Annotated in this window: 24 protein-coding genes and 3 pseudogenes; 18 read left to right on the plus strand and 9 right to left on the minus strand. The window is 67.6% G+C overall.

Going from position 1 to position 23,687, the window contains the following annotated elements:
• The 3 genes and pseudogenes from CR165_RS25485 to CR165_RS25260 form a co-directional block, all read left to right on the plus strand.
• A partial coding sequence (locus CR165_RS25485; protein WP_219929835.1) for a hypothetical protein occupies positions 1-383 on the plus strand: 383 nt, incomplete at its 5' end.
• Positions 384-425: 42 nt separating this feature from the next.
• Positions 426-1,187: pseudogene (locus CR165_RS22635) on the plus strand (IS5 family transposase).
• Between the two features lie 18 nt (positions 1,188-1,205).
• Complete coding sequence (locus CR165_RS25260) at positions 1,206-1,382, plus strand: hypothetical protein (protein WP_181378319.1); 177 nt, start codon at positions 1,206-1,208, stop codon at positions 1,380-1,382.
• A 23-nt stretch (positions 1,383-1,405) separates the two neighbouring features.
• Here the strand turns inward: CR165_RS25260 and CR165_RS22640 are convergent, their stop codons facing one another.
• Positions 1,406-1,888: a CreA family protein gene (locus CR165_RS22640; protein ID WP_109519176.1), complete on the minus strand. Its 483-nt coding sequence runs from the start codon at positions 1,886-1,888 to the stop codon at positions 1,406-1,408.
• Positions 1,889-2,020: 132 nt separating this feature from the next.
• Here CR165_RS22640 and CR165_RS25860 point away from each other — a divergent pair.
• Positions 2,021-2,197, plus strand: a pseudogene (locus tag CR165_RS25860) (transposase); the annotation flags it as partial.
• Here the strand turns inward: CR165_RS25860 and CR165_RS25865 are convergent.
• The 5 genes from CR165_RS25865 to CR165_RS26180 form a co-directional block, all read right to left on the minus strand.
• Positions 2,141-2,437, minus strand: a complete 297-nt coding sequence (locus CR165_RS25865) for a hypothetical protein (protein ID WP_245906701.1) — start codon at positions 2,435-2,437, stop codon at positions 2,141-2,143. The pseudogene CR165_RS25860 and the gene CR165_RS25865 sit on opposite strands and share 57 nt — an antisense overlap.
• Complete coding sequence (locus tag CR165_RS25265; RefSeq protein ID WP_181378324.1) at positions 2,421-2,642, minus strand: hypothetical protein; 222 nt, start codon at positions 2,640-2,642, stop codon at positions 2,421-2,423. Before CR165_RS25265 ends, CR165_RS25865 begins: the two co-directional genes overlap by 17 nt.
• Before the next feature lie 327 nt (positions 2,643-2,969).
• Positions 2,970-3,158 carry a CsbD family protein gene (locus tag CR165_RS22650; RefSeq protein ID WP_109519192.1) on the minus strand — a complete coding sequence of 63 codons (189 nt, stop codon included), beginning with the start codon at positions 3,156-3,158 and terminating at the stop codon, positions 2,970-2,972.
• Between the two features lie 276 nt (positions 3,159-3,434).
• The gene (locus CR165_RS22655) at positions 3,435-3,794 is read right to left on the minus strand and encodes a transposase domain-containing protein (RefSeq protein WP_181378320.1); all 360 of its coding nucleotides are present in this window, start codon (positions 3,792-3,794) and stop codon (positions 3,435-3,437) included.
• Positions 3,757-3,933: an IS66 family transposase gene (locus CR165_RS26180; protein ID WP_367604297.1), complete on the minus strand. Its 177-nt coding sequence runs from the start codon at positions 3,931-3,933 to the stop codon at positions 3,757-3,759. The genes CR165_RS22655 and CR165_RS26180 overlap by 38 nt, the downstream gene beginning before the upstream one ends.
• 285 nt (positions 3,934-4,218) lie before the next feature.
• Here CR165_RS26180 and CR165_RS22660 point away from each other — a divergent pair, with 285 nt between their 5' ends.
• The 12 genes from CR165_RS22660 (at position 4,219) to CR165_RS22710 (ending at position 16,596) form a co-directional block, all read left to right on the plus strand.
• On the plus strand, positions 4,219-4,917 hold the full coding sequence (locus CR165_RS22660; RefSeq protein ID WP_109519179.1) for a DUF2064 domain-containing protein: 699 nt from the start codon (positions 4,219-4,221) through the stop codon (positions 4,915-4,917).
• On the plus strand, positions 4,914-5,858 hold the full coding sequence (locus CR165_RS22665) for a radical SAM protein (protein WP_109519180.1): 945 nt from the start codon (positions 4,914-4,916) through the stop codon (positions 5,856-5,858). Before CR165_RS22660 ends, CR165_RS22665 begins: the two co-directional genes overlap by 4 nt.
• A gap of 268 nt (positions 5,859-6,126) precedes the next feature.
• A complete protein-coding gene (locus CR165_RS22670; protein WP_109519181.1) occupies positions 6,127-6,645 on the plus strand; it encodes a redoxin domain-containing protein in 519 nt (172 codons plus the stop codon).
• A gap of 17 nt (positions 6,646-6,662) precedes the next feature.
• The gene (locus tag CR165_RS22675; protein ID WP_109519182.1) at positions 6,663-7,790 is read left to right on the plus strand and encodes an FAD-dependent oxidoreductase; all 1,128 of its coding nucleotides are present in this window, start codon (positions 6,663-6,665) and stop codon (positions 7,788-7,790) included.
• A complete protein-coding gene (locus CR165_RS22680) occupies positions 7,787-8,500 on the plus strand; it encodes a glycosyltransferase (protein WP_109519183.1) in 714 nt (237 codons plus the stop codon). The genes CR165_RS22675 and CR165_RS22680 overlap by 4 nt, the downstream gene beginning before the upstream one ends.
• Positions 8,501-8,729: 229 nt before the next feature.
• Complete coding sequence (locus CR165_RS22685) at positions 8,730-9,341, plus strand: RNA polymerase sigma factor (RefSeq protein WP_181378321.1); 612 nt, start codon at positions 8,730-8,732, stop codon at positions 9,339-9,341.
• Between the two features lie 6 nt (positions 9,342-9,347).
• Complete coding sequence (locus tag CR165_RS22690; protein ID WP_109519185.1) at positions 9,348-10,010, plus strand: NrsF family protein; 663 nt, start codon at positions 9,348-9,350, stop codon at positions 10,008-10,010.
• 53 nt (positions 10,011-10,063) lie between these two features.
• On the plus strand, positions 10,064-11,524 hold the full coding sequence (locus CR165_RS22695) for a dihydrolipoyl dehydrogenase family protein (RefSeq protein WP_109519186.1): 1,461 nt from the start codon (positions 10,064-10,066) through the stop codon (positions 11,522-11,524).
• Positions 11,521-12,243: a TVP38/TMEM64 family protein gene (locus CR165_RS22700; protein ID WP_181378322.1), complete on the plus strand. Its 723-nt coding sequence runs from the start codon at positions 11,521-11,523 to the stop codon at positions 12,241-12,243. Before CR165_RS22695 ends, CR165_RS22700 begins: the two co-directional genes overlap by 4 nt.
• 202 nt (positions 12,244-12,445) lie before the next feature.
• Positions 12,446-12,865, plus strand: coding sequence for a hypothetical protein (locus CR165_RS24715; RefSeq protein ID WP_146202014.1), 420 nt, complete (start codon positions 12,446-12,448; stop codon positions 12,863-12,865).
• 499 nt (positions 12,866-13,364) lie between these two features.
• The gene (locus tag CR165_RS22705) at positions 13,365-15,044 is read left to right on the plus strand and encodes a sensor histidine kinase (protein ID WP_181378323.1); all 1,680 of its coding nucleotides are present in this window, start codon (positions 13,365-13,367) and stop codon (positions 15,042-15,044) included.
• A 301-nt stretch (positions 15,045-15,345) separates the two neighbouring features.
• Entirely contained in the window at positions 15,346-16,596 is a 1,251-nt protein-coding gene (locus tag CR165_RS22710) for a methyltransferase (protein ID WP_219929836.1), read from the plus strand.
• A gap of 127 nt (positions 16,597-16,723) precedes the next feature.
• Here CR165_RS22710 and rsgA read toward each other — a convergent pair whose 3' ends face one another.
• The 3 genes from rsgA to CR165_RS22730 all read right to left on the minus strand — a co-directional run bounded on the left by rsgA (position 16,724) and on the right by CR165_RS22730 (position 21,590).
• The gene (rsgA, locus tag CR165_RS22715; RefSeq protein WP_109519189.1) at positions 16,724-17,788 is read right to left on the minus strand and encodes a ribosome small subunit-dependent GTPase A; all 1,065 of its coding nucleotides are present in this window, start codon (positions 17,786-17,788) and stop codon (positions 16,724-16,726) included.
• Positions 17,789-18,511: 723 nt separating this feature from the next.
• The gene (locus CR165_RS22725; protein WP_109519194.1) at positions 18,512-19,933 is read right to left on the minus strand and encodes an amidase; all 1,422 of its coding nucleotides are present in this window, start codon (positions 19,931-19,933) and stop codon (positions 18,512-18,514) included.
• 70 nt (positions 19,934-20,003) lie between these two features.
• Positions 20,004-21,590 carry an ABC transporter substrate-binding protein gene (locus CR165_RS22730; RefSeq protein ID WP_109519190.1) on the minus strand — a complete coding sequence of 529 codons (1,587 nt, stop codon included), beginning with the start codon at positions 21,588-21,590 and terminating at the stop codon, positions 20,004-20,006.
• Positions 21,591-21,926: 336 nt separating this feature from the next.
• Here CR165_RS22730 and CR165_RS22735 point away from each other — a divergent pair.
• Together CR165_RS22735 and CR165_RS22740 are read left to right on the plus strand one after the other, a co-directional pair.
• A pseudogene (locus CR165_RS22735) lies at positions 21,927-22,459 on the plus strand (transposase); the annotation flags it as partial.
• 132 nt (positions 22,460-22,591) lie between these two features.
• The gene (locus tag CR165_RS22740; RefSeq protein WP_109519191.1) at positions 22,592-23,299 is read left to right on the plus strand and encodes a M10 family metallopeptidase C-terminal domain-containing protein; all 708 of its coding nucleotides are present in this window, start codon (positions 22,592-22,594) and stop codon (positions 23,297-23,299) included.
• Positions 23,300-23,687: the final 388 nt, after the last annotated feature.

Below are 23,687 nucleotides of genomic sequence, written 5' to 3' on the forward strand. Positions count from 1 at the left end.
TGTCGGGTAGCGCCGCCGCTCAAACGCTGCCTGCCGGGCACGGTGTTCCTTGGTCCACATCCAGCCCATCTGGCCACGCAGGGACGCCCAAACACCTCACCACCAGCATTCTCAAACAGGCAGTAAGTGTATGGCCCCGCAGGAGGATGATTATTGTTGGCCGTTATTTTTTCTGCCGGAAGGGTCCTCATCTCAGTTTGGTTGGATTCTGGAGCATGCTTGGTGCCAGCCTTATGTTCTTTGCAGCCCAGTACGAGGGTGGCTATCAGTGGGCCACAAACTCACTGGCTCTTCGTGAGTGGCCGCTAAAAGCGCTTGCACCCGTTATCCCTGCCTTACAGCGCCTTTCAAAACAGAAAAGCGGTAGGGCTGCGCCGATCTGAAGGGCAATGGCGAAGCCCCTGATCTCGGATGAAGTCTGACCGGTGATTGAGCCGCTGCTGCCACCCGAACGGCCCAGGCCGCAGGGCGGACCGCCGGTCGTACCGCCCCGTGCTGCCCTGAGCGGCATCCTCTTCGTGCTGCGCTCTGGCATCCCCTGCGAGATGCTGCCGCGGGAGATGGGCTGTGGATCCGGCGTCACCTGCTGGCGGCGGCTGCGGGACTGGCAGGAGGCTGGCGTGTGGGACCGGCTGCACCGGGAGCTGCTGCGCCGCTTGCACCAGGCGGACCGGGTCGACTGGAGCCGTGCCTGCGTGGACAGCGCGTCCATTGCAGCCAAGAGGGGGGCGCCGGAACCGGGCCGAACCCGACGGACCGTGGCAAGGCAGGCACCAGGCGCCACCTCCTCACCGACCGGCGCGGCATCCCGCTGGCCTTCCTGCTGATCGGCGCCAACACGCAAGCAGGCCCTTCGGCGACCTGCTCGACGCCGTTCCACCATCCCAGGCAAGCCGGGCAGGCCTTATCGCAGGCCGGACAAGCTGCACGCTGACAAGCCCTATGATCATCGCCGCTGCCGCCGCGCCTGCTTTCGGCGCGGGATCAAACACCGGATCGCGCGCCGCGGCATCGAGAGCAGCCGGAGGCTGGGCAAGCACCGGTGGGTCATCGAGCGCACATTCGCCTGGATCAACCGCTTCCGCCGCCTGACCATCCGCTACGAGCGCAGGCTCGACATCTATTATGCCCTCACCGCGCTCGCCTGTTCCCTCATCTGCTTCAACGCGCTTCAGGGGCGGTTTTGAAAGGCGCTGTTAATCCGAATGGCCAATGCCATGGCGCGGCTGCGCTCCGTGGCGCTGCCGGAGCATGCGCGGCGGTCCCTGCTGGAGCAACTCGCCATGGTCCTTGCTGACGACGAGAGGAGCATCGCCTCAGCCAGGGACCTGGAGATTCTCCAGGCCCACGGGCGGCACGCCCAGGAACGACTCGACCGCTGACCGTTTTGCCTCCTTCCAAAGCCTCAGTCTGGCCGTCCCTGGCTCCAAGAAACCTGCCGATCAAAGAGCGGCACGGTGGAGACCGCCATCTTCGCGCTGCCGTCCTTGATCTGGCGTGCGTAGGACACGTAGATCAGCGTGTTGTTCTGGCGGTCATAGATGCGGCGCACCCGGAGGGACTTGAACACCAGGCTGCGCCCCTCGCTGAACACCTCCTCGCCGCCCTTATCCGTCTCGATCTCGCCGATGACGATAGGGCCGGTCTGGCGGCACGCGATCGAGGAATTGGACGGATCCTCGAACCAGTTCCCCTTCGAGACGCGGTCGATGAAGCCGCGGCTGAAGTAGGTCAGATGGCAGGTCACTCCCTGCACCTCGGGATCGGTGAGCGCCTCGACGACGATGTCGTTACCTGTCCAGTCCGTGCTGATTTCACCGACCTGCTCGGCGTCAGCGGGCGCGGCGGCGATCAGTACGGCCGCGGCGGCGAGGAAAAAGTGTCTCATGATTTGCAATCCCTTAGGGTTTGGCGCCGCAGCGCCAGGAATGATTCGTGCCGACTGAACAGGGGCTGACCATGCCAGTTGCAGGCGGGCTAAGGCCTGTTAGAGCTTGATGGCTGTTCACATGTTCCGGGCATGGTGGAGAGCAATGGCAATCAGGTTTTCACGGATGCGACCTGGGCGATCTGCGAGCCACTGATCGGGGAGGCCAAGCCCCACGGTAAGACACCACCAAAGGACCTGCGCCGGACCATCTCAGCGATCCTCTGGCGGCACCAGAACGGCGCCAAGTGGCGCAGCATTCCCGACGATCGTCTGACGCATGACAAGGTTGAGCCCCAGCAGGTAGGGGCTCATGTCCTTGGTGAACGGCTCAGTGTGCAGGTAGCCGGCGTCGTAGAGCGGCACGCGGAAAAGCTCGAGCAGAAGAAAGCCGAGCAGCACGAAGGCCTGCAGTGGGTAGATGCGCACCAGCCAGGCAAAGGCGAACTGCTTGAAGCTCTCCCAGCGCACACCCTCGACGAACTTCCGCCCATCAGCATGGCTGGTCACAAAGCCGCTCAGCAGGAAGAAGAAGCCGGCCCAGAGATAGCCCTTCTCGAAGAACTCGGTGTGGATCGGTGAATACGAGGTTGGGCAGGAAGCTGCCAGAGTTGTGGAACACGACGACCAGCAGCGCGGCGAAGCCGCGGAACGCGGTCAGCGTCGTGAACTCCTTGCGACTGGCTGAATCCAGCCGCGAAACCATGCTCGACATCAATCTCCCTGTTGGAGGCTGACCGCGCGCCGCCACGCGGCGCCGGGCTCCGGGCCGTGACCTTACAGTGGTTCGAAAAGCTGCCAGGCGGCTGCTGGCCGGCCGCCGCGGCGCTTCAGAAGCCGATGACCCCCGTCACCCAAAGCAAAATGACGATTACGCCCGGCACGCCGAGCAGCCAAAGCAGCAATGGCATGATTCATCCCCCTAAGCCTGCGGACGGGTCGAGGCGCCCGCCCTGGTTTGCAGCCGAGCATACGGCAAGAGCGGTGCAGCTTGGTTATCCGCCGGAGCGCCGCCCTGGCGGGTGCCAAGCGCACCCGGCGCTTAGCCCTTGTTCAGGGTGTCGCGAGCCTTGTCTTTGGCGGCGCCATAGGTGTCCTGCACCTTGCCCTCCGCCTTGTCGGCCTGGCCTTCGGCCTTCATCTTCTCGTCGCCCATCATTTCACCCGCTCCCTTCTTGAGCGAGCCCTTGGCCTGCTCCGCCTTGCCCTCAACGCGGTCTTTGTCGACCATGATGTTCTCCAATTCGGTTTGATTGCAGGAAACGCCAGCACGGCGGTAGTGTCACCAGCTCGTTGAGGCGGAGCCCATTGGCAGGTGAGCGAGTCCGCTGCTACTGCCGCACCCTTATCGGCGCTGCGCAGCCTTTATGGCTGCATGCTGGGCTAACCACCGCGCCTCGCCATGGTTTCGCCGCAATTCCATCAAGCGGGCTTGCTGGAGGATCTTGGATCCTGCGTACACCCGCAGCCAGGGCGAGTTCTGTATCTGTACCTACTATCTCCAGCACTACCTATCTGTCTGGTTGTGAGACATCCTTGGCGTTTTCGACGATGGTGCAGATCTTGGCGATGTCCTGCGGCCCAGCTTGCCCGGCAGGTTTGGTTCTGCGGAGCTTTCGTCGGGCGGCAAGGCGCTCCGCGACGATCTGGTTCGGGGTCCGGCCCTGCAAGACCCGCTGTCGTCGGACGTTGTAGGCAGCGTTTGAGCGGCGTCAAATGCGAGGGTCTGAGCGCGCTTGCAGTTCCAGGGCAAAAGGTCGTCAAGCCTGGAGGCAGAATGGTCAGCGATGCGGGCGAGCACATCGGCGAGCCAAGCGCGGGGCTCCACCCTATTCAGCTTCGCTGCGGCGATAAGCACGTAGATCATCGCGGCGCTTGCTGCCACGGTTGCTGCCTGCGAGCAGCCAAGTCTTTCTACAGTGGACCGCACTGCGGAACGCGCGTTCGGCAGCGTTATTTGTTGAATCGATCTGGCCATCGCAGAGAATTGGAAACAATAATTCCAACGGTGGACGAGACCCAACGCTTGGACGTGTAGTTCAATGCCTTCGTCAAATCGTTGTGGCGCGATCGATTCCGCACGGAAGCTTCGAGTATGCGGTGGCAGTCAATTATTTCTGTACTTCAATAGCCGCTCGTCACTATCAAAGGGCGATTTCAGCGCTCCCGCTTCGCCATATCATGAGAAAAGGCGTTGTAGGTGCCGTGCTGCGTAACCTGGCCCGGCCTTTGGACGAACAGGACATGCAACCAGGCTTTCAGCCTCCCGGCGGCATAGGAGATAGCTATCGATGACAGCGGTCGCGATCTTCGCCAAGACGGCCGCGCTCAGCCCGGTCAAGACCCGGCTGGCTGCCGCTATCGGCCCTGACACTGCCACCGTTTTCCATCGACTTTCCGCCTGGGCCTGCGGCTCGGTGGTCACCGCCTGCGCGCCGCTTCTGCACGGCTACTGGGCCGTGGCGGAACAAGATGGGCTCGGCCACACAGACTGGCAGGGCCATCCCACCCTCTGGCAGGGGGAAGGCGGGCTGGGGCGGAAGCTCCACACCATCTACGCCGCCCTGCAGGAGCGCCACGGGCGCGTCCTGTTGCTCGGTTGCGACGCGCCGCAGATCAGCCCGGCCAAACTGCTCGCGGCGGCGCGCGCACTGGAGACCGGGCCGCACCCCTTTGTCATGGGCCGCGCGGAGGATGGCGGCTTCTGGCTGTTCGGCGGGCGCTTGCCCATCCCTGCGGAGGTATGGATGACCGTTCCCTATTCGCAACCGGACACGGCGGAGCGCCTGCTTGCCGCCCTCGTCCCGATCGGCGGCACCGGCTTCCTACCCACCCTGCGGGACGTGGACGAGGCAGGCGACCTCGCCCCCCTGGCCACCGCCCTTGCGGCCCTTCCGCAACCCTTACCGGAACAGGTGCGCCTTCGTGCCTGGATCGAGGCGCTTCCGCGGCAGGCTGGCGTCACGTACCTGGAGGATCAGGCATCATGATGCCCGACACCCTTTCGCCGCCACCCAAGTTTCGCGATCCGGCCGTGACAGCCAAGGGAGAGGCGCGGGCGAGGGTCTCGCTCTCCGCTCTGCGGACGCTGTGGATCAACACCGGCACGCTGTGCAACCTCGCCTGCGCCAACTGCTATATCGAGAGCAGCCCGCGCAACGATGCGCTGGATTATATCCGGCTGGACGAGGTTGTGGCCTACCTGGATGAGATCGCCGCCGGCCACCTGCCGGTGGAGGAGATCGGCTTCACCGGCGGCGAGCCTTTCATGAACCCGGACATACTGCCGATGCTGCGGACAGTGTTGGAGCGCGGCTTCCGCGCCCTGGTGCTGACCAACGCCATGCGGCCCATGCAGCGCCACGCGGTGGCACTGGCGGCGCTGAACGCGGCGCATCCCGACCAGTTGGCGGTCCGGGTCAGCCTGGACCATTATGGCGCCCCCCTGCACGATGCGGAGCGTGGCAGCGGCACCTTCGGCAAGAGCCTGGTGGGGCTGGGCTGGCTGGTGGAGAAGGGTTTCGCCGTCAGTGTCGCCGGCCGCGCCGCCTTCGGGCACGAGCCGGAGGCCGTGCTGCGCCGGGGCTTCGCCGCGCTCTTTGCCGCCGAGGGGCTGCCGATCGACGCCGAGGATCCGGGCGCCCTGGTGCTCTTCCCCGAGATGGATCCGGAGGCCGATGTTCCGGAGATTACCACGGCCTGCTGGGGCATCCTGGGCAAGTCGCCCCAGAGCGTGATGTGCAGCTCGTCCCGCATGGTGGTGAAGCGGCGCGGCGCCGAGCGACCGGCGGTGCTGGCCTGCACCCTGCTGGCCTACGACCCACAGTTCGAACTGGGCGGAACCCTGGCCGAGGCAAGCCGGCCCGTCGCGCTGAACCATCCGCACTGTGCGCGCTTCTGTGTGCTAGGCGGCGCTGCCTGCAGCCGCTGACCTCCATCCCGGGCCCGGGAGAGAAACGCACCGAATGACGCTCTATCGCCGCCCCCTGCTGCGCGCTGTCGCCGGGCTGCTGCCTTTCGAAGGCGAGGTGCGCAGCCAGCCTGCCGCGCGTCTGCCACGACGCGCTCGCCAGCGGCCTCTGGCCCTCGCGGGATGTGCTGCCGAAGGCGGAACGCCGCCAGCAGGGCATCCCGCGCGCGCCGCGGCCGTTGCTCGGGCCAGCACCCCGACGCTTCCCCTGCTGAGAGGAGAAGCAGCCATGGCCGACACCACCCAGTTCATCGCCGGCGCCGCTTTCCCGTCCATGACCTGGGCGCAGACCGATGGCGGCCGGCTGGACCCTGCGGGGATGCGGGGCTGGCGCCTGCTGGTCGTCTATCGCGGCGCCCATTGCCCGCTCTGCGAGAGCTATCTCGGCACCCTGGAGGGGCTGCTGGGCGAGTTCCGCGCGGCGGGCATCGCCGTCGCCGCTGTTTCGGGCAACCCGAAGGAGAAAGCTGAGGCAAAGGCGGCGGAGCAGGGCTGGAGCTTTCCCGTGGGCTACGGCATGACGGTGGAGGAGATGCGCCAGCTCGGCCTCTACGTCTCCACGCCCCGCTCGCCCGAGGAGACGGACCGGCCCTTCCCCGAGCCGGCGATCTTCGCCATCCGTCCGGACGGCACGGTGCAGATTGTCGATGTCTCCAACGCCCCCTTCGCCCGGCCCGATCTCGCGGCGCTGCTGAAGGGGCTGCGCTTCATTCAGGCCAAGGACTACCCCGTGCGCGGCACCGCCTGAGGCGGCGCGGCCAGCCGATGCCGGCGCGGCTGCTCCTGGCGGGGGCGGGGCACGCCCATCTGCACCTGCTGCACCGCGCGGCCGCGCTGCGCGCGGCGGGCCTCGCCCCCGTGCTGATCAGCCCGGCGCGGTTCCACTATTCGGGCCTCGCCGGCGCCGTGCTGGCGGGCGCCCTGCCGGAGAGCGCCAACACCGTCGATGTCGCGGCGCTGGCGGCGGCGCGCGGCGTGCCGCACCTGGACGGGCTGCTGGAGCGGGTGGATACCGCAGCCCGTCGCGCCTGGCTGGCGGATGGACGATGGATGGATTTCGACCTCGCCTCCTTCAATCTCGGCAGCGTCGCGGCGGCACCGGCGGCGCTGCTGGACGCGCCCGGTGTCTGGGCGGTGAAGCCGCTCGGCGGCCTCGCCACCCTGCGGCGGCGGCTGGTGGCGGAGATCGAGGCCCGGGAACGCTGCCCTGCCCTGGTGGTGGCCGGCGGCGGCGCCTCGGCGCACGAGGTCGCGGCCTCGCTCGCCGCGCTGGCCCGGCGGCACGGGGTGGCGCCGCGCGTGGCGCTGCTTGGACCCGCCCCCGGTGGCAAGGATGGCTGGGCGCCGCCCGCCGCGCTGCGGACGCTGCGCCGGAACCTCGCCGGGCAGGGCATCGCCCTGGTGGAAGGCCGTGCCGTGGCCCGCAGGCCCGGCGCCTGCGTGCTGGAGGACGGCACCGACCTGCCCTGCGACATGCTGGTGCTGGCCACCGGGCTGCGCGCGCACGCGCTGGTGGCGGAGCTCGGCCTGCCGGTGGATGCGCGCGGCCGGCTGCGCCTGACCTCCGCCCTGCATTCCGTGGCCGACCCTGCCATCTTCGCGGCGGGGGACTGCGCCGTGGTCGAGGGCCACCCGCGGCCTATGGTGGGCGTGTTCGGCGTGCGCGCCGCACCGGTGCTGCACCACAACCTTGCCGTTCATGCCGCCGGTGGGAAACCCGCCGCCTTTCGGCCGCAGCGGCGCTGGCTGGCCATTCTCGACCTCGGCGATGGCACCGGGCTGGCCGCGCGCGGGCGGCTCTGGTGGCATGGGCGCGCCGCGCTGTGGCTGAAGCGGCGGCTCGATCTTGGCTTCGTCCGCCGCATGCGCGCCGCCGGGGAGGCGCAGCCGTGACGGAGGCCCCGCATCTCTCCGTGGTCATCCCCCTGGCGCCGCGAGAGGCGGAGCATGGCGGGCTGCTTGCTGCCCTGCATGCCCTGCCGCCGGGGCAGGAGGTGATCCTTGTGCGCGCCGCCGGGCAGGCGCCGCTCGATCCTGGCCCCTGGCCGCCTCACCTGCTGCTGCGCCATGCCGAGGCCCCGGCCGGGCGGGCACGGCAGATGAACGCCGGCGCCCTCCTGGCGGGCGGCGAATGGCTTTGGTTCCTGCACGCGGACAGCCGCCTGCTGCCTGGCACGCTGCCGGCGCTGCTGCGCTTCACGGCGCGCGGCGCCCCGGCGCTGGGCTGGTTCACGCTGCGCTTCCGCGCCGACGGCCCCTGGCCCACGCAGCTGAATGCCTGGGGCGCCAACTGCCGCTCCGCCTGTCTCGGCCTGCCCTTTGGCGACCAGGGGCTCGTGCTGCCGGCAGACAGCTTCCGCGCCCTCGGCGGCTATGACGAGGCGGCGTCCTATGGCGAGGACCATCTGCTGGTCTGGGCCGCCCACACGGCGCGGCTGCCGGTGCGGCCGGTGGGGGCAGCGCTCTCCACCTCGGCCCGTAAATATGCCTGCCGAGGCTGGCTCGGCACGACCTGGCTGCACTGGCGCCTCACCGCCCTCCAGGCCTGGGGGGCGTGGCGCCGCCTGCGCGCCGCCCGTGCCGCCGCGCCGCCGCGCCGCTAGGCATCCGCGCCTTGTGCGAGCCCGTCCCTGGCGCCGCCGTCTCGCAATGCCAATCCTCGTCGGGCTGCTTGCCACGGCGTGAGCAGGCACAATTTCCGGGGTGCCGCGTCCGACGCCAGGTAACCTCGCCTCCCGGCATGGCGAACAGGCAGGAGAACCCGGTCATGGGACCATCCGGAGCGCCTGTGGCGGCGCGCCGCGCGGCAGCGGGGATCGAATGTCGGGCGCCATGGCCATCCCATCCTGCGCGGGCCTTGGCCTGTTGAGCGGGGCGCGGGCCACGGCGCAGGACCGCCACCCGCATTGGGCGGCGCTGATGGCGCGGGCGCAGGCGGGCGATGCGCGCGCCTATGAGGCGCTGCTGCGCGAATGCCTGCCGCTGCTGCGCGCCGTCTGCCGCGCCCGCCTGCGCGAGCCGGCCGAGGCGGAGGACGCGGTCCAGGACACGCTGCTCAGCCTGCACCGGGTCCGCCACACCTACGACCCCGCACGCCCTTTCCGCCCCTGGCTGATGGCGATCGCGGAGCGGCGGGTGGCCGACCGGCTCCGCAGGCTGGCGCGCCAGGGCGGGCTTACCCCTCCGGTGGAGGAGGCGGAGGAACCGCGCGAGCCCGGCCCGGGCGCGGAGCAAACGCTGGCCGACCGGCAGGACACCGCGCGGCTGCGCGAGGCTGCCCAGGGCCTGCCGCCGGCCCAGCACACCGCCGTGATGCTAACGAAAATTGAGGAGCTTTCGCTGGCCGAGGCGAGCCGCCGCTCCGGCATGTCGGTCGGGGCGCTGAAGGTCGCGACCCATCGCGCCCTACATGCCCTGCGGCGGCGCCTGAGCGGGGAGGATTGACGAGCGATGCGCAGCGAGGAGCTGATCTCCAGACTGGCAAGGGATTTGCGGCCGGTGCGGCGCCTGCCCGGCCCGCTGGCTCTCACCGCGGCCTGGGTCGCGCTGGCTGCCTGCGTGGTGGGCACGGCGGTGCTGCTCATGGGCCCGCGCGAGGACCTAATGGCGCACCTTGCCGCGCCCGACCGCGCCCTGCCGCTGCTGGCGGCGGTGGCCACCGGGCTGCTGGCGGGCTTCTCGGCCTTCCAACTCGCCCTACCCGACCGCGACGGGCGCTGGGGGCTGCTGCCGCTGCCGGCCGTCCTGCTGTGGCTGACGGGCATGGGCTGGGGGTGCCTGGCGGACCTCGCGCGGATCGGGCCGGCGGCCCTGCGGCTCGGCGCCAGCTTCGCCTGCTTCGGCTTCATCACCGCGCTTGGCCTGCCGCTCACGGCCGGCATCGCCTTCATGGCGCGCCACGCGGCTGCGTTGCGGCCGGGACCCGTGGTGGCGCTGGGCGGCCTGTCCGCCGCCGCGCTGGCCAGCGTGGGGCTGAGCTGCGTCCACCACCTCGACGCCGCGCTGATGGTGTTGGCCTGGCACGGGGTCGCGATGCTCTGCGTCACTGCCGTGGCGTGGAACTGCGGGCCGTGGCTGCTGCGCCGCCTGGGCGCCGCCGCGCCGCGCCTGTAACCCGCGCGCCGGCGGCACCGAAGAGGCAGGCGGACCAGCACGGAAGAACCACCATGGATGATCCCCAGGCCAGCCGCGGCCGCCGCCCGGAGAGCCGAGGCGGCGTGCTGCATACAGATCTTTGCGTGCTGGGCGCCGGCTCGGCCGGGCTGTCCGTCGCGGCGGGCGCGGCGCAGATGGGCGCCGCCGTGGTGCTGGTGGAGCCAAACCTGATGGGCGGCGACTGCCTCAACACCGGCTGCGTGCCCTCCAAGTCGCTGCTCGCTGCCGCCCATGCGGCGCAGGCCATGCGCGAGGCTGGCCGCTTCGGGATACGACCGCACGAGCCGGTGGTGGATGCCGCCCGCCTGCACGCGCATGTGCATGGCGTGATCGCTGCCATCGCGCCGCATGACTCGGTGAAGCGGTTCGAGGGGCTCGGCGTCACCGTGCTGCGCGCCGCTGGCCGCTTCACCGGGCCTGACGAGGTGGAGGCGGGCGGCACCCGCGTAAGGGCACGGCGCTTTGTGGTGGCCACCGGCTCCTCCGCCGCCATGCCTCCCATCCCCGGCCTGACCGATGGGCCGGTGCTGACCAACGAGACCATCTTCGGCCTCGCCGAGATTCCCAGCCACCTCGCCATCCTCGGCGGCGGGCCGATCGGAGTGGAGATGGCGGTGGCGTTCCGCCGCCTCGGCAGCGCGGTGACGCTGGTGCAGCATGGCACCATCCTGCCGAGGGACGAGCCGGAGGCCGTGGCCATCCTACGCGCCGCGCTGCGGCGGGAGGGGGTCGCGCTGCTGGAGCACGCGCGGGCCACATCGGTGGAGCACCACGCGGGCGGCGTGCGGCTGTGGCTGGAGGGCGCGGGGGCGGTGCAGGCCACCCACCTGCTGGTCGCCGCCGGACGTCGCGCCAACACCGCAGGGCTGGGGCTGGAGACGGCAGGCATCGCCACGCATGAGCGCGGCATCAGGGTAGATGCGGGGCTGCGCACCGGCAACCGCCGCGTCTTCGCCATCGGCGACGTAGCGGGCGGGCCACAGTTCACTCATGTCGCGGGCTACCACGCGGGCATCGTCATCCGCCGTGCGCTGTTCGGCCTGCCGGCCAGGGTAGACTACGCCGCCCTGCCCTGGGTCACCTATGTCGACCCGGAACTGGCCCATGTCGGCCTGACCGAGGCCGCCGCGCGCGATGCCGGTCACGCCGTGACGGTGCTCGCCGAGCCGCTCGCCGGCAACGACCGCGCCCAGGCGGAGCGGACGACGGAGGGCCTCATCAAGGCTGTGCTGGGGCGGCGCGGCCGCGTGCTTGGCGTTACCATCGTGGCGCCACGCGCGGGCGAGATGATTGCGCTCTGGGGGCTGGCGATCCAGAAGCGCCTCGGCATCGGCGCCATCGCCGCCTCGCTGCCGCCCTACCCGACCATGGGCGAGATCTCGAAGCGCGCGGCAGGCGGCCACTACACGCCGCGGCTCTACGGCGAACGGGCGCGGCGCCTTGTCGGGCTGGTGCAGCGGTGGCTGCCGTGAGCGGCCGCGCGGCGCGGCTGCTGGGCAACCGCCGGCTGTGGATCGGCCTCGGCCTCGTCGCCGCCTTCCTGGCCCTGCGCTTCAGCGGCTTGGGCGAGGTGTTCTCCCTCGAAACCCTGTCGCGGCATCAGGAGGCGCTGGCGCGGCTGGTGGCGGAGCACGCTGCGCTGGCGGCGCTGGGCTACCTCGCGGTCTATGTCGGCGTCGCGGCCTTGTCGCTGCCCGGTGCCACGGTGCTGACCCTGGCGGGCGGCTTCCTGTTCGGTGCCGTGGCCGGAACGGGGCTGACGTTGGTGGGCGCCACAGCGGGCGCCACGCTGCTGTTCCTGATGGCGCGGCGCCTGTTCGGCGCCAACGCTCTGGACCGGCTGGGTGAGCGGGCGCGGCAGCTGGGCGAGAACATGCGCGGCAATGCCGCCTCCTACCTGCTGATGCTGCGGTTGGCGCCGGTCTTTCCCTTCTTCCTGGTCAACCTGGTGCCGGCCTTCGTGGGCGTCAGGCTGCCGGTCTTCGTGGCTACGACGCTGCTGGGCATCCTGCCCGGCACGGCGGTGTTCAGCCTCGCTGGCGCTGGGCTCGGCGAGGTGCTGGCCGCAGGCGGCACGCCAGAGATCTCCGGCGTGCTGACGCCGCGCGTGGTGGGCGCGCTGCTGGGCCTGGCCGCGCTGTCGCTGCTGGGCATCCCGCTGAAGGCACGACTGTCGCGTGGACAGAGCTGAGAGGCATCGTCAACCTGGCAAGGCGCGATCCGTTGGGGAGGATTGGCCATAAGCCGGAAAACTCCCGCAAGGACCGGGCCGGTTTTCCGGTTTAAGGCCAACAGGACAAATAGGAGTGCAGTCGCTCAAATCTCACGCGACAACCCCTGGCAACCGCCTGTGGTGGTCACACGTTGCTCCGCTGACCGGAGGATCCAGGATCATGCGACAGCTCCTCGCCCGTAGCATCCTTTTCCTTGGTCTAACGCTCCTGGCTTCCTGCGCAGGCCACGGTCCTGCGGGGTTCGACCAAACTATGTCCACCTATGTTGGCCAACCGGAAGTGCGCCTGGTTGAGGGGCTGGGCGTGCCCCAGCGTGTCTATGAGACAGAGGGCCGGCGCTTCCTGGAGTATGACTTTGGCAGCAAGGCTGTTCCTGCATCCTCAGGTTTCAGCTTCGGCCTTGGTGCAGGAAGCTTCGGCGGTGGCCGTTACGGACGTGGTGGCGGTATCGGCACTGGGATTGGGATTGGCATTCCGCTTGGTGGTTCTGGCTATGAGGCGGCTCCGTGTATTGTCACGTTCGAAGTTCGCGACGACCGAGTGCTGGATTTCCGCCGCCAAGGAGAAAGCTGCCGCTGAAGCAGCGCCAACTGTCGGCGTTTCTCCATCGGCGTGTGTCAGCACGGCAGGGCCCTCAACAGGCCATAACGGGATCTGCTCACTGCTTATCAGGCACAATGATCAGCGCGGCCATACTCGTCTGAATGGCCACCCCGGTCGCCACGTTTTCCAGAACGTGGCATAGCATCTCGCGACGGCACTAATGGAGCCAGCTAACGCTCTGTGCCCGCGTCTTTAAACTGCGGCTGGTCAGCTCTGTGAAGAATCTCCTGCCGGATGCAAATAGCGCAAACTTGCATGTCATGTGCGGCACCAGAAATCGATATGGGCCTCTTGCATCAAAAATAGCCAATTACTCTTTTCATTGAAAAGTGAGAACAATTTGAACGAGAAGGTACGACATTAAAGGGAGGCGCCGGACGTTGTACGGGCGTCCGTAAGGTGAACCCCAAGTTATGCAAATATTTCGGTGGCGGGTATGCGTCGGCTAACGCTGCGAACGCGACTGATATGTCTTGTGATTGCGGGTGTCTTTCCGCTGCTCGCCTTCAACCTCGTCAGCATCTATGACCGCTATCGAGACGACCGTGCGCGCGCCTCCCAGCAGGCGCTCGACCTTGCACGCGGCTTGGCGCTGTCCGTCGAGGGTGAGATCCGCGCCCGCATTGCTGTGCTCCAGGTCCTTGCTCTGTCGCGCTCGCTCGTGGACGGGGATCTGACCACCTTTCGTGCGCAGGCTGAAGCCGTGGTCGCTCAGCAGGCGCCAGGCTCCAACATCCTGCTTCTGCGCGAGAACGGGCAGCAGGTACTCAATACGGCTCTGGCGCCCGGCGCGCCCTTACCGGTGCGACAGTACCTGGAAAACCAGCGCCAGGTCTTTGCCACCGGTCGCCCGTCTGTCTCGGACATCTACTTCGGAATTGTGCTGCGCCGGCCCCTCGTGGCTGTCGAAGTGCCGGTGCGGGACGCGGATGGGCGGGTCGTCTTGGTGCTCGCGCTGAACCCCACGCTCGATGCCTTCGAGCCCCTGGTTCGACGACAGCTTCCTGATCCTGGATGGACCATCGCGATCTTTGATCGGGCCGGCATCGTCGTTGCCAGCGTGCCGTCTTCCGAGCGCTATATTGGGAGCCCAGTGGCGCCCGACATGCGGAAGGCCTGGTTGTCAGGCAATACGGAGGTGATCGCCGAATCCTCGTCTCCGGAGGGAGCCCGCACGCTGACCTCTTTCAGCCGGGTACCCGAGCTGGGCTGGGGCGTTGCGGTCGCGGTTCCGGTGGCAGACCTTGCACGACCGGCGCGGCGGGCCGCGGTGACATCACTCTTCGTGGGGCTGGCGCTGCTCACTCTGGGGCTCGCCTACACCCACTGGATCGCTCGCGGCGTCCTGCAGCCGATTCGGGACCTTCTCCGCCGCACCGCCGCACCGGACGACAACGATCCTGGTCCGGCGCCAGCCGGCCTGGGCCTGCCGGAAGCCGATGCGCTGGCGCTCGCGCATCTCGACGAGGCTCGCCGCCGCCGTGCGGCGACCGCCGCCCTGGTGGACAGCGAGCGCCGCTTGCGGCTCGTCGTCGCCGAGTTGGACCACCGTGCCAAGAATGCTCTCGCAACCGTGCAGTCGCTCGCTTTCCAGACCGCGCGCAGCGATGCCGGTGCAGACCCTGCGCGCTTCACCGAGGCTTTCACCTCGCGCCTGCAGGCTCTGGCGCGGGCACATGACCTGCTGACGGCCTTCTCGTGGGAAGGTGCCGCGCTGGGCGCCGTCGTGACGGCCGGCTTGGCTCCCTGGCTCGCTGCGGACGAGGCGGCAGCTGAGCCGCGCCTCGTGGTGAGTTGCCCCTGCGACCTTCCGATACCGCGGACGGCACCAGGCCAGGCTCAGGCGCTCGCCATGGCTTTGCATGAGTTGGCCGTGAATGCTGTCAAGCATGGTGCCCTATCCGTGCCCGGAGGTCGCGTCGAAGTCAGGTGCTGTGCCGCTCCGGCCGGCCTGAGTGGGGAAATCGAATGGACGGAGACGGGTGGGCCGCTTGTTTGCGGACCGCCTACAAGACGAGGCTTCGGAACCCGGCTCCTTGAACGTGCCCTGCTGCACGACCTTGGACCAGGAGCAAGGGTTACCCTGGACTTCGCCGCAAGCGGCTTGCGGGCAGTAATCCGCTTCTCGCCCCGAGAAACCAAGCACGAGCTGTGAAGTGTCTCAGCAGCGCAAAGCATGCCGGACAAGCTATGTAATTTTAGAGCGATTCCATACTGGGTGGCGGCGGCGAGGATCTGACCCCTTGAGCCGGGTGCCCGTTAGGCTACCGGCTAGCATTTGCCGCGATAGACAGCTATGCGCCCCTTTCCGGCAACAACCTTAGGTCGAGGATGCCTGAAAGCGGGCTTTCGGCACCAGTAGACGGTGTCCCCCTCTCGCCTTATGGCTCGTAACCTATCCCATCCTGCTTCAACCTCGCTCCCCGCCACGGGAGAAGCCGCCCCGGTTCAGAGCCATGGTCCGCTGTGGCGTCGGGCGGACCGCGTTAGATTCGATTTTCCACGTAAGAGATGCCGCTGATGCCCCTCTTTGTCTCCTTGTGCGCCGTGCGCGCGTCGCGGTGCGCATGAGTGTTCCCCGCCTGGAATGGACCGCGGGCACCGCCGCTCATGACGCGGCCTGGCTGTCCGGGGCGGGCGCTCTCCCTCCCCGCCGCGTCGTCGCCGTCGATGACACGATCCGCGCCGACGATGCCTTCCGTCTGGCCTCCGAGAGCGTCGGGCTGCTGTGGGGCGGCGATTTTCAGAACGCCCGGCAGCTGCTCCAGGCGATGACGCGCCGCCTCAACAAGCAGACGGAACGCAGCCGCCTGCCCGATGACATGCCCATGCGCGAGCGCTTCAACCGCTACCGGCAGGGCCAGGCGCGCCGGGCGCGCACCCTGGGCATGGTGCTGATCCCGCTCGATGCCGCCCAGGCGATTCCCCTGCGGCGCGCGCCGGATGTGCGCGCGGCCCTGCGCCATGCGCTCGACCTGCCGGAAGGCAACGCCATCGTATCGCTGCGCGAACTGCAGGGCATGGTGGGTGCCTATGAATGGCACCGCAACGGCGTGCCGGTCCCGGCTCTGGCAGGCGAGACGATTCACCCGGATTTCGGCGTGTTCTCACCGATCCGCGGCGAATACCTCGATCTGGTCGCACGCGCACCATTGCCGATGGGCGGGACCGCCCTCGATATCGGCACCGGCACCGGCGTGCTGGCCGCCATTCTGGCCCGGCGCGGCATGCCGATGGTCATCGCCTCCGACCTGTCGCCGCGCGCCCTGGCCTGTGCCCGCGCCAATATCGAGCGGCTGGGCCTCTCAGGGCAGGTGGTGGTCCAGGAGGCCGACCTGTTCCCGCCGGGGCGCGCCGCCCTGGCGGTGTGCAATCCGCCCTGGCTGCCCGGCAAGGCGTCCTCGACCCTTGAGCAGGCGGTGTATGACCCGGACAGCCGCATGCTGCGCGGCTTCCTGGGCGGATTGGCGGCGCATCTGTTGCCGGGCGGAGAAGGCTGGCTGATCCTGTCCGACCTTGCGGAACATCTGGGCCTGCGCAGCCGCGACCAGTTGCTGGGCATGATCGAGGCGGCCGGCCTGGTGGTCATCGATCGGCTCGACACCCGGCCGCGCCATGGCAAGGCCTTCGACGCCAGCGACCCGCTGCACGCGGCGCGGCTTCAGGAGACGACCTCGCTCTGGCGCCTGGGCGCGGCGAAACCCTGATAGCAGCGGGCGCGTCACTGCGGCACAGGATGGCCCAGGCGTGTATGGAGCGAGCGGCGCGGTCGGGCAAAGCCGGCTTCCTTGCGCAATGCGCCCGGGCCCCGGTGCCCTGGCCGCCGACAGGGCGCTACGAGCGCAGGTCTTTCTTCGCGGACCGGTACACTCTCTGCAGCATGGCCTGACGACGGCGTTCGACCTCCTGCGCCATCCGGTCCTTCTTTACCCCCAAGGCCGCCAGCTCCTGGCTCAGCTTCTGGAAATGCGCCCAGCGGCCGGCGTCGAGAAGGCCTTCCTCCAGCGCCCCGCGCACCGCGCAGCCCGGTTCGCTGCTGTGCCCGCAGTCGCGGAACCGGCAATTCCGGGCAAGCTGTTCTATGTCGTCGAAGACCGTGCTGAGACCTTCATCCGCGTCCACCAGGCCCACTTCACGTATGCCGGGCGTGTCGAGGATCAGCCCTCCACCGGGGAGCAGGATGAGCTGCCGGTGGCTGGTGGTGTGGCGCCCGCGGGCATCGGCGGCGCGGATTTCCTGGGTCGCCATCCGCTCCTCACCCAGCAGGGCGTTCACCAGAGTGGATTTGCCGACGCCCGACGAGCCGATCAACACACAGGTCTCGCCCGGCGAGATGTGCTCCATCAAGGCGTCCAGACCCAGCTCTTGACGCGCCGAGACGACAAGCACCGGGCAGCCTGCCGCCAGGGCGGCTATCTCGGCGGCCTGGCTTTCGGGCTGCTCGCACAGATCGGCCTTGGTCAGCACCACCACCGGCCGCGCACCGCTCTGCCAGGCAGCGGCGAGGAAGCGCTCAAGCCGGCGCGGATTGAGGTCAGCGTTCATCGAGGTGACGACGAAGACGACGTCGATATTGGCGGCGATGACCTGCAGCGTCTGCACGCTGTCGGCCGCCCGGCGCACAAAGGCCGTGCGGCGAGGCAGGACGGCATGGATGGTGGCCTTGCCCTCGCCAGCCTTTGCCGACAGCGCCACCCAGTCGCCGGCGGCCGGATGACCTGCCTCCCGAGCCTCGTGGCGCAGGCGGCCGGATAGCCTGGCGCTCAGGTTGCCGCCATCCGTGACCACCAGATGCGCTTCGCGCTGCTGGACGATGATACGCCCGGGGAGGTGACCGGCGCGCGCATGCGGCTCGAAATCCAGTTGCAGCGCGTCGGACCAGCCGTACTGTTCGATCAAAGGCGGCACTCTCACGTGAAGTGGGCATCCTAGCACCGACAGGATGGCGAGCCGATCAATTTGGGCTTTGGCAGGTTGCAAGGCCGTTGGCCCAGCACCGCGCGGGTAGCGGTGCATTGCGCCGCCAATGGCCCGCTGCCAGGTCTTGCTCAGGGATTGGCGCTGTCCCGCCCGACAATAGCCCCGCCGGCCACCTGAGCACGACCATTGGTGACCTTAACCCGGGCAGGGGACAGGCAGCTTTTTCCTGCCGGCAGCCTGACACAGTGCCTCTTGCTCTGTTGAAATCTTCCTGACCAACCTCTGAGGATCATGAGGTTGTGGGTGGGGACGCGCAGGACGAGTTCACGCCGCTGAGCCTGATGGCCGCGCGCGGTCAGGGCGGAGCCGAGGCGGCGCTTGTGCTGGCTGAAGCCGCTCGCGATGCGCCAGCGCTGGTTGTAGATGGGGCGAGGGAAGTGCTGGCGGAGAGCACGCCGGCAGGGCGTTCTCGGCCAGCGCTGTCCAGTATTCCGCCGGTTCAGGGCAATGATGCTGCGCCCGATGCCGGGAGGTCCGACTGCCATAGCTGGCAAGCTTCGCCGCCCGACGGCCAGCGCCTCACGCGTGACCCGTACCGCCGGCTTCGTCATCCCGCGCATCGATGATCTCGTAACCAGATCCCAGATGCCGCTCCAGCGCTCCATCGGGCTTCAATAAAACAAAAGGCACTGTGAATGGGCTTCAGCAGCCAAGCCCCTCCAAATTCGCCAGCAAGTGTGGATGCGGCACCGGCTGCTGCAGCAGAGCCTCGGCCGCCAGGCAACTCTCCAACACCAGCCTCTCGCCATATCTGGGCCCTACCACCTGCAGGCCAACAGGCAAGCCCGCTCTCGACACGCCGCAGGGAATGGACGCGGCAGGCTGCCCGGTCAGGTTGAAGGGCAAGGTGTAGGCCACGCCGTCGCGCCAGCGATCATAGGCCGGGGAGTGATACACAGTCTCGACCGGCGGCGCGACATGTGGCGCCGTTGGAGTCAGCAGCAGGTCGTGGTTCTCATGCAGCGCTGCAAAGCACCGATGGAGCCGTGCGCGTGCCGCTTCGCCGGCGAGCAGCCGCTCGGCGCTCAAGTCGAGGCCCCGTTCGGCAATCCGACGGAACTCAGGGTCAAGCTCGCCCCAGCGTTCCCGTGGCACGCCTCGCAGCAGATGCGCGAAGCCTGCGACCCAGAAATCCTCAAAGACAGGCTGCAGTGGCTGGATCACCGGCCCGACATCTTCGATATGAGCACCCGCCTCGCGCAGACAGGCCATGGCCTGCTCCAGGCAGGCGCGCACGTCCCGGTCGGGCTCTACCCCGCCGAGGTTTGGTGCGTAGGCCAGGCGCAGGCCCTGCAGCCTCGGGCGCAGTGCAGTCAGCCAGTGCTCCGGCGGCTCCGGCAGGGCGTACCAGTCGCGACGGTCCGTCTGTGCCATGACTTGCAGAGCAAGTGCCGCATCGGCGACGTTGCGCGTGAGCGGCCCGCCCGCATTCAATGTCGCAAAAATGCCCTCGGCCGGGTGATGCGGCACCCGCCCAAAGCTAGGCTTGAAGCCGAAGAGGCCGCAGAAGCTGGCGGGAATGCGGATGGACCCACCGGCATCGTTGCCGTGGGCAATGGTGCCAATGCCGGCAGCCAAGGCTGCCGCCGCCCCGCCGGAAGAGCCGCCGCTGGAGCGGCCAAGCGCCCATGGATTGCGTGTGAAGCCTTTGAGCCGACTGTCCGTGATGCCTTTCCAGGCAAACTCCGGCGTGGTCGTTTTTCCGAGGATCACCGCCCCGGCCTCTCGCAGGCGCGCGACCACGGGCGCATCTTCGGCTGCCGGGATGGCCGAGGAGGTGGTCGACCCGTTACGCGTCGGCCATCCCTTCATGTCCACATTGTCTTTGATCGTGACGGGCACGCCATCCAGAGGGCCGCGGGTCGCCCGCTGCCGCCAACGCTGGGCGGCCTCCTGCGCTGCGTGGAGGGCACCCTCCCGGTCCACCGCCTGGAAGGCGTTCAGCGCTGGCTCCAGCACCTCAAGACGTGCCAGATGCCGCTCGGCAACCTCCACCGGCGACAGATTGCCTGCCGCGTAACGCTGACCCAGCGCCGTGGCTGACAGAAAGCAGATCTCGTCCAACTCCACCACCCTCCTGGCCTTCGCCTTCTGCCGCGCGAGATCTCCCGCGCGGCCTCTCCCGTACGGCGGCTCAGGCCGGACGGACGTTCCAGAACTTGGCAAAGCCGCCAAGGACCCCAGTGATGTTATTGCGCCACGCGCTCGGCTGCCGCATCTGCCCGAGAGGGTAGAAGGGCACGTCTGTCATGCACTGGCGCTGAATATCCTGGCAGATCCTGGCCCGTGCAGCATCGTCGGGCGCCTCGTACCAAGCTTCGTAGAGCTCCTCCGTCCGCGGGCTCGTGGACCAGCCGGCATAGCCGGCCTCGCCGGTTCCGCGCATGGCAATATGTGTGGCCGGCGTCATCCAGTCCGTGCCATTCCAGTTCGTCACGAAGCAGTTCCAGCCGCCCTGCTCCACAGGGCCCTTGTTGGTGCGCCGCTGCAGCAGCGTGCCCCAGTCGGTCGATACGTATTCCACGTTCATGCCGATCTTGCTGAACATGTCCGCCGCCACGTCGCCGAGCGGCTTGATGACGGCGTAATCGCTGGGCACAAGCAGCACGACTTTCTCGCCCGCATAGCCTGCCGCCTTGAGATCCGCTTTGACCTTGTCGTAGTTGCGGGGGCCGCGCAGCGGCTCCAGCCCGGCATCGCTCGCCATCGGAGTGCCTGGGCAGAAGACGCCGATGGGCGTGTGGTACATCGAAGGATCGTCTCCGACGATCGCCTGCATGTAGGATTCCTGGTCGATCGCGCGCATGACGATGCGGCGGATCTCCGGATTGTCGAAGGGCGGCTGAAGGTGGTTGGGCCGCATCATCGACAGGATGCCGGCCGGATCCACCACCTCGACCTTGATCGAGCGGCTGCGCCGCAATACGGGCAGGAGGTCATGATTGGCGTGCTCCCACCAATCCTGCTCACCCGACTGCATCGCCGCGGCCGCGGTGGAAGCATCGGTGATCGTGGTCCATTCGACGCGGTCAAAATAAGCAACCTTGGGACCGGCCGTGCCGCTCGGCGTGCCGCTCTCTCGCGGCTTGTAGCCCGCGAATCGCTCATAAATGTTGCGCGATCCCTGCAGCCGCTCATCCGCCTTGTAGCGGAAGGGACCGCTGCCGACGATCTCGGTGATCTGCTGCATGGCGTCAGTCTTGGCCAAGCGCTCTGGCATCATCGCCGGCATGTAGACGGGCGACTTGCCCAGTGCATCAGGAAGAAGCGGAAAAGGCTTCTTCAAACGGAAGCGGATAGTCCGGTCATCAGGCGCAGAAAGCTCATCCGTTGCCCGCATCAGGGCGCCGCCAAAGGCATCACGCTGTGCCCAGCGGCGGATGCTGGCGACGCAGTCCCGCGCAAGCACTCTTTCTCCATCGTGCCAGAGCAGCCCCTCCCGCAGACGCAGCGTCCAGAGCTTGCCGTCATTCTCAACAACGTGGCCTTCGACCATTTGAGGGGCTGCGGCGTAGTTTTCGTCTTGTCCGTAGAGCGTGTCGAAGACCATGAAGCCATGGTTTCGGGTGATGTTGGCCGTGGTCCAGTGCGGATCAAGAAAAGCCAGGTCTACATGCGGAACGTGGCGCAGCGTGCGGCCTGCAGCACTCCGGGAGACCTTTGGCATTGCCAGCGACAGCGCGGCTGTTCCAGTTGCCAGTAGGAGCGAGCGTCGATGCATGAGTTTTCCTCCCAATTGTGGAGCAGAGTGTCTGCTGACAGGAGGTTACCGCCGTGCAGATGCAGCGCAACCGCGCCAGCTCCTAAAAGTACTTCGTCGGCAGCACTGTGAGGTCGAGACCGGCGGCCTCGGTGGCTTCCTGACCGATGGCTCCGGCCGGCCATCCTGTTCGAGGCGCACCGCTTCTCGTGCGAGAGCGGCGGGCTTCACCAACGTGGAGGCCTTCGTGGCCGCCATGGCGGAGAGCGACGCGCGGCACTTGGTGGCGCTGGACTGGGCCGCCTTTGCCTGCGGCCACACAACGGCACCGCCTACCGCGAGAACCGCTATGACACCCGCCTGGCGGCCGGGCGAAAGGCGCAGCCACCGCTGCCATCCTGGACAGTCGGACGCTGCGCTCCTCTCCCGAGAGCGGCGAGCGGGCGGGGTATGACGGCGCCAAACGCAAGAAGGGTTCCAAGCTGCACCTGGCGGTCGGCACGCTGGGCCATCTGTTGGCTCTCCATGTCACGCCCGCCAGCGCGGATGGCCGCGCTGAGGTCGGGCAGCTGGCCCGGGCGGTACAGGCCTCCACCGGGCAGAGCGTCGAACTGGCCTATGCCGATCAGGGCTACACCGGCGCGCGGGCTGCCGAGGCTGCCAGGGCGTACAGCATCGAACTGGAGGTGGTGAAGCTGCCGGAGGCCAGGCGCGGCTTCGTGCTTCTGCCGGAGCGCTGGGTGGTGGAGCGGTCGTTTGCCTGGGCCAGCCGCTTTCGGCGGCTGGTGAAGGGCTACGAGCGCTACGCCACCACTCTTGCTGATCTCCACCTCCTCGCCTTCGCTTGCATCATCCTCAAGCAAGCCGCTCGACTGGCCGCAGATCCATAACAGCCTTTAAAGTATCACAGAGTCTTTACTACCTATGCGTGCGTATTAAACAATTTAAACAACCTAAAAGAGGGGTTTTGTGGCTAGAAATCATCATAGAGCTTCCCTTCCTTCGCCGAGAGAAACCAGACCATGCCGATCTTCTACGGTTCCGCAAAAGCTGACATCATCAATCTCTCTATGCGTACGGCAGACTACACGATCTACGGCAACGGCCTGGATGACTACTCGGCGTCCTCAAGCAACAACACGATCCACTCCGGCTCTGGCAGCGACACAATCTATGCCGGCTATGGCAGGGACATCGTGCGAGCCGGTGCTGGCAACGACACGATCTTCGGTTATGGAGCCGATGGCCTGACGGCCGGTGCCACCGCGGCCTATGCTGAATACGACGGCAGCGATGTTCTGAATGGGGGCGCTGGCAACGACAGCATCTTCGGTGGGGGCGGCAACGACCATCTCCTGGGCGGCGCCGGCCATGACATTCTCCATGGTGAAGGCGGGAACGACATCGTTGACGGAGGAGACGGCAACGACATCATCTCGAGCGGCGAAGGCGCCGACATTCTGCGAGGTGGTGCCGGCAGCGATGTCTTCATCTACACGTACAGCGCCACCGGTGCTTCGGATGCGAATGGCGGCCGTGACATTATCCGGGATTTCCAGTCCGGGGCCGACAAGGTCGATCTCAGCGGCTACAATATTTCATCGACTGACCTTACCATCAACCAGACCACCAAGGGCTTGTTGCTGAGCTTCCTTGCCGTCTATGAGACGGGGGAGATCCTGCTCGAGGGCGTGAGCGGCTTGCATGCGGGCGATATTATCTTCGCTTGAACCTGATTTCCGTTCGCCGATTTTGATGAGGCCTATCAGTTGCGCCTCCTGATTATCTGGCCTGATCACCAAACAACGTGACAATGCCCTTCCACGGTGTGCTGTTGGTCAGGGCTTGCGTGCGCGTGGATCTGCATCACACGGTCGAGGCGCTGCTGCCGTCTCCGCAGCGGCCTTTCAGTTAGTGCAGGAAAAGGCGTGGTCGCTGCCCTGGAGCATGTCCTTGGTCAGCGACCACTCTCACGCAGCATTACCTCACCCGAACATGTAGTCGGAGCTGGCGAGGTTTGTGACGCCTTGCAGGGTGACATGGTCCACCGAGCCATCGGCTGCCTTGATGGCGAAGACGCTGCTGCCCTCGTGGTAGATGCTGGCGCCCTTGCCGAAG

It is taken from the genome of Teichococcus aestuarii (assembly GCF_003116135.1).
Classification (GTDB): Bacteria; Pseudomonadota; Alphaproteobacteria; order Acetobacterales; family Acetobacteraceae; genus Pseudoroseomonas; species Pseudoroseomonas aestuarii.

Coding starts and splice junctions, on each gene's coding strand:
- CR165_RS25260 (WP_181378319.1), top strand. CDS start 1,206: ATGGCCAATGCCATGGCGCGGCTGCGCTCCGTGGCGCTGCCGGAGCAT.
- CR165_RS22640 (WP_109519176.1), bottom strand. CDS start 1,888: ATGAGACACTTTTTCCTCGCCGCCGCGGCCGTACTGATCGCCGCCGCG.
- CR165_RS25265 (WP_181378324.1), bottom strand. CDS start 2,642: ATGTCGAGCATGGTTTCGCGGCTGGATTCAGCCAGTCGCAAGGAGTTC.
- CR165_RS22650 (WP_109519192.1), bottom strand. CDS start 3,158: ATGGTCGACAAAGACCGCGTTGAGGGCAAGGCGGAGCAGGCCAAGGGC.
- CR165_RS22655 (WP_181378320.1), bottom strand. CDS start 3,794: ATGATCTACGTGCTTATCGCCGCAGCGAAGCTGAATAGGGTGGAGCCC.
- CR165_RS22660 (WP_109519179.1), top strand. CDS start 4,219: ATGACAGCGGTCGCGATCTTCGCCAAGACGGCCGCGCTCAGCCCGGTC.
- CR165_RS22665 (WP_109519180.1), top strand. CDS start 4,914: ATGATGCCCGACACCCTTTCGCCGCCACCCAAGTTTCGCGATCCGGCC.
- CR165_RS22670 (WP_109519181.1), top strand. CDS start 6,127: ATGGCCGACACCACCCAGTTCATCGCCGGCGCCGCTTTCCCGTCCATG.
- CR165_RS22675 (WP_109519182.1), top strand. CDS start 6,663: ATGCCGGCGCGGCTGCTCCTGGCGGGGGCGGGGCACGCCCATCTGCAC.
- CR165_RS22685 (WP_181378321.1), top strand. CDS start 8,730: ATGGCCATCCCATCCTGCGCGGGCCTTGGCCTGTTGAGCGGGGCGCGG.
- CR165_RS22690 (WP_109519185.1), top strand. CDS start 9,348: ATGCGCAGCGAGGAGCTGATCTCCAGACTGGCAAGGGATTTGCGGCCG.
- CR165_RS22695 (WP_109519186.1), top strand. CDS start 10,064: ATGGATGATCCCCAGGCCAGCCGCGGCCGCCGCCCGGAGAGCCGAGGC.
- CR165_RS24715 (WP_146202014.1), top strand. CDS start 12,446: ATGCGACAGCTCCTCGCCCGTAGCATCCTTTTCCTTGGTCTAACGCTC.
- CR165_RS22710 (WP_219929836.1), top strand. CDS start 15,346: ATGGTCCGCTGTGGCGTCGGGCGGACCGCGTTAGATTCGATTTTCCAC.
- CR165_RS22730 (WP_109519190.1), bottom strand. CDS start 21,590: ATGCATCGACGCTCGCTCCTACTGGCAACTGGAACAGCCGCGCTGTCG.
- CR165_RS22740 (WP_109519191.1), top strand. CDS start 22,592: ATGCCGATCTTCTACGGTTCCGCAAAAGCTGACATCATCAATCTCTCT.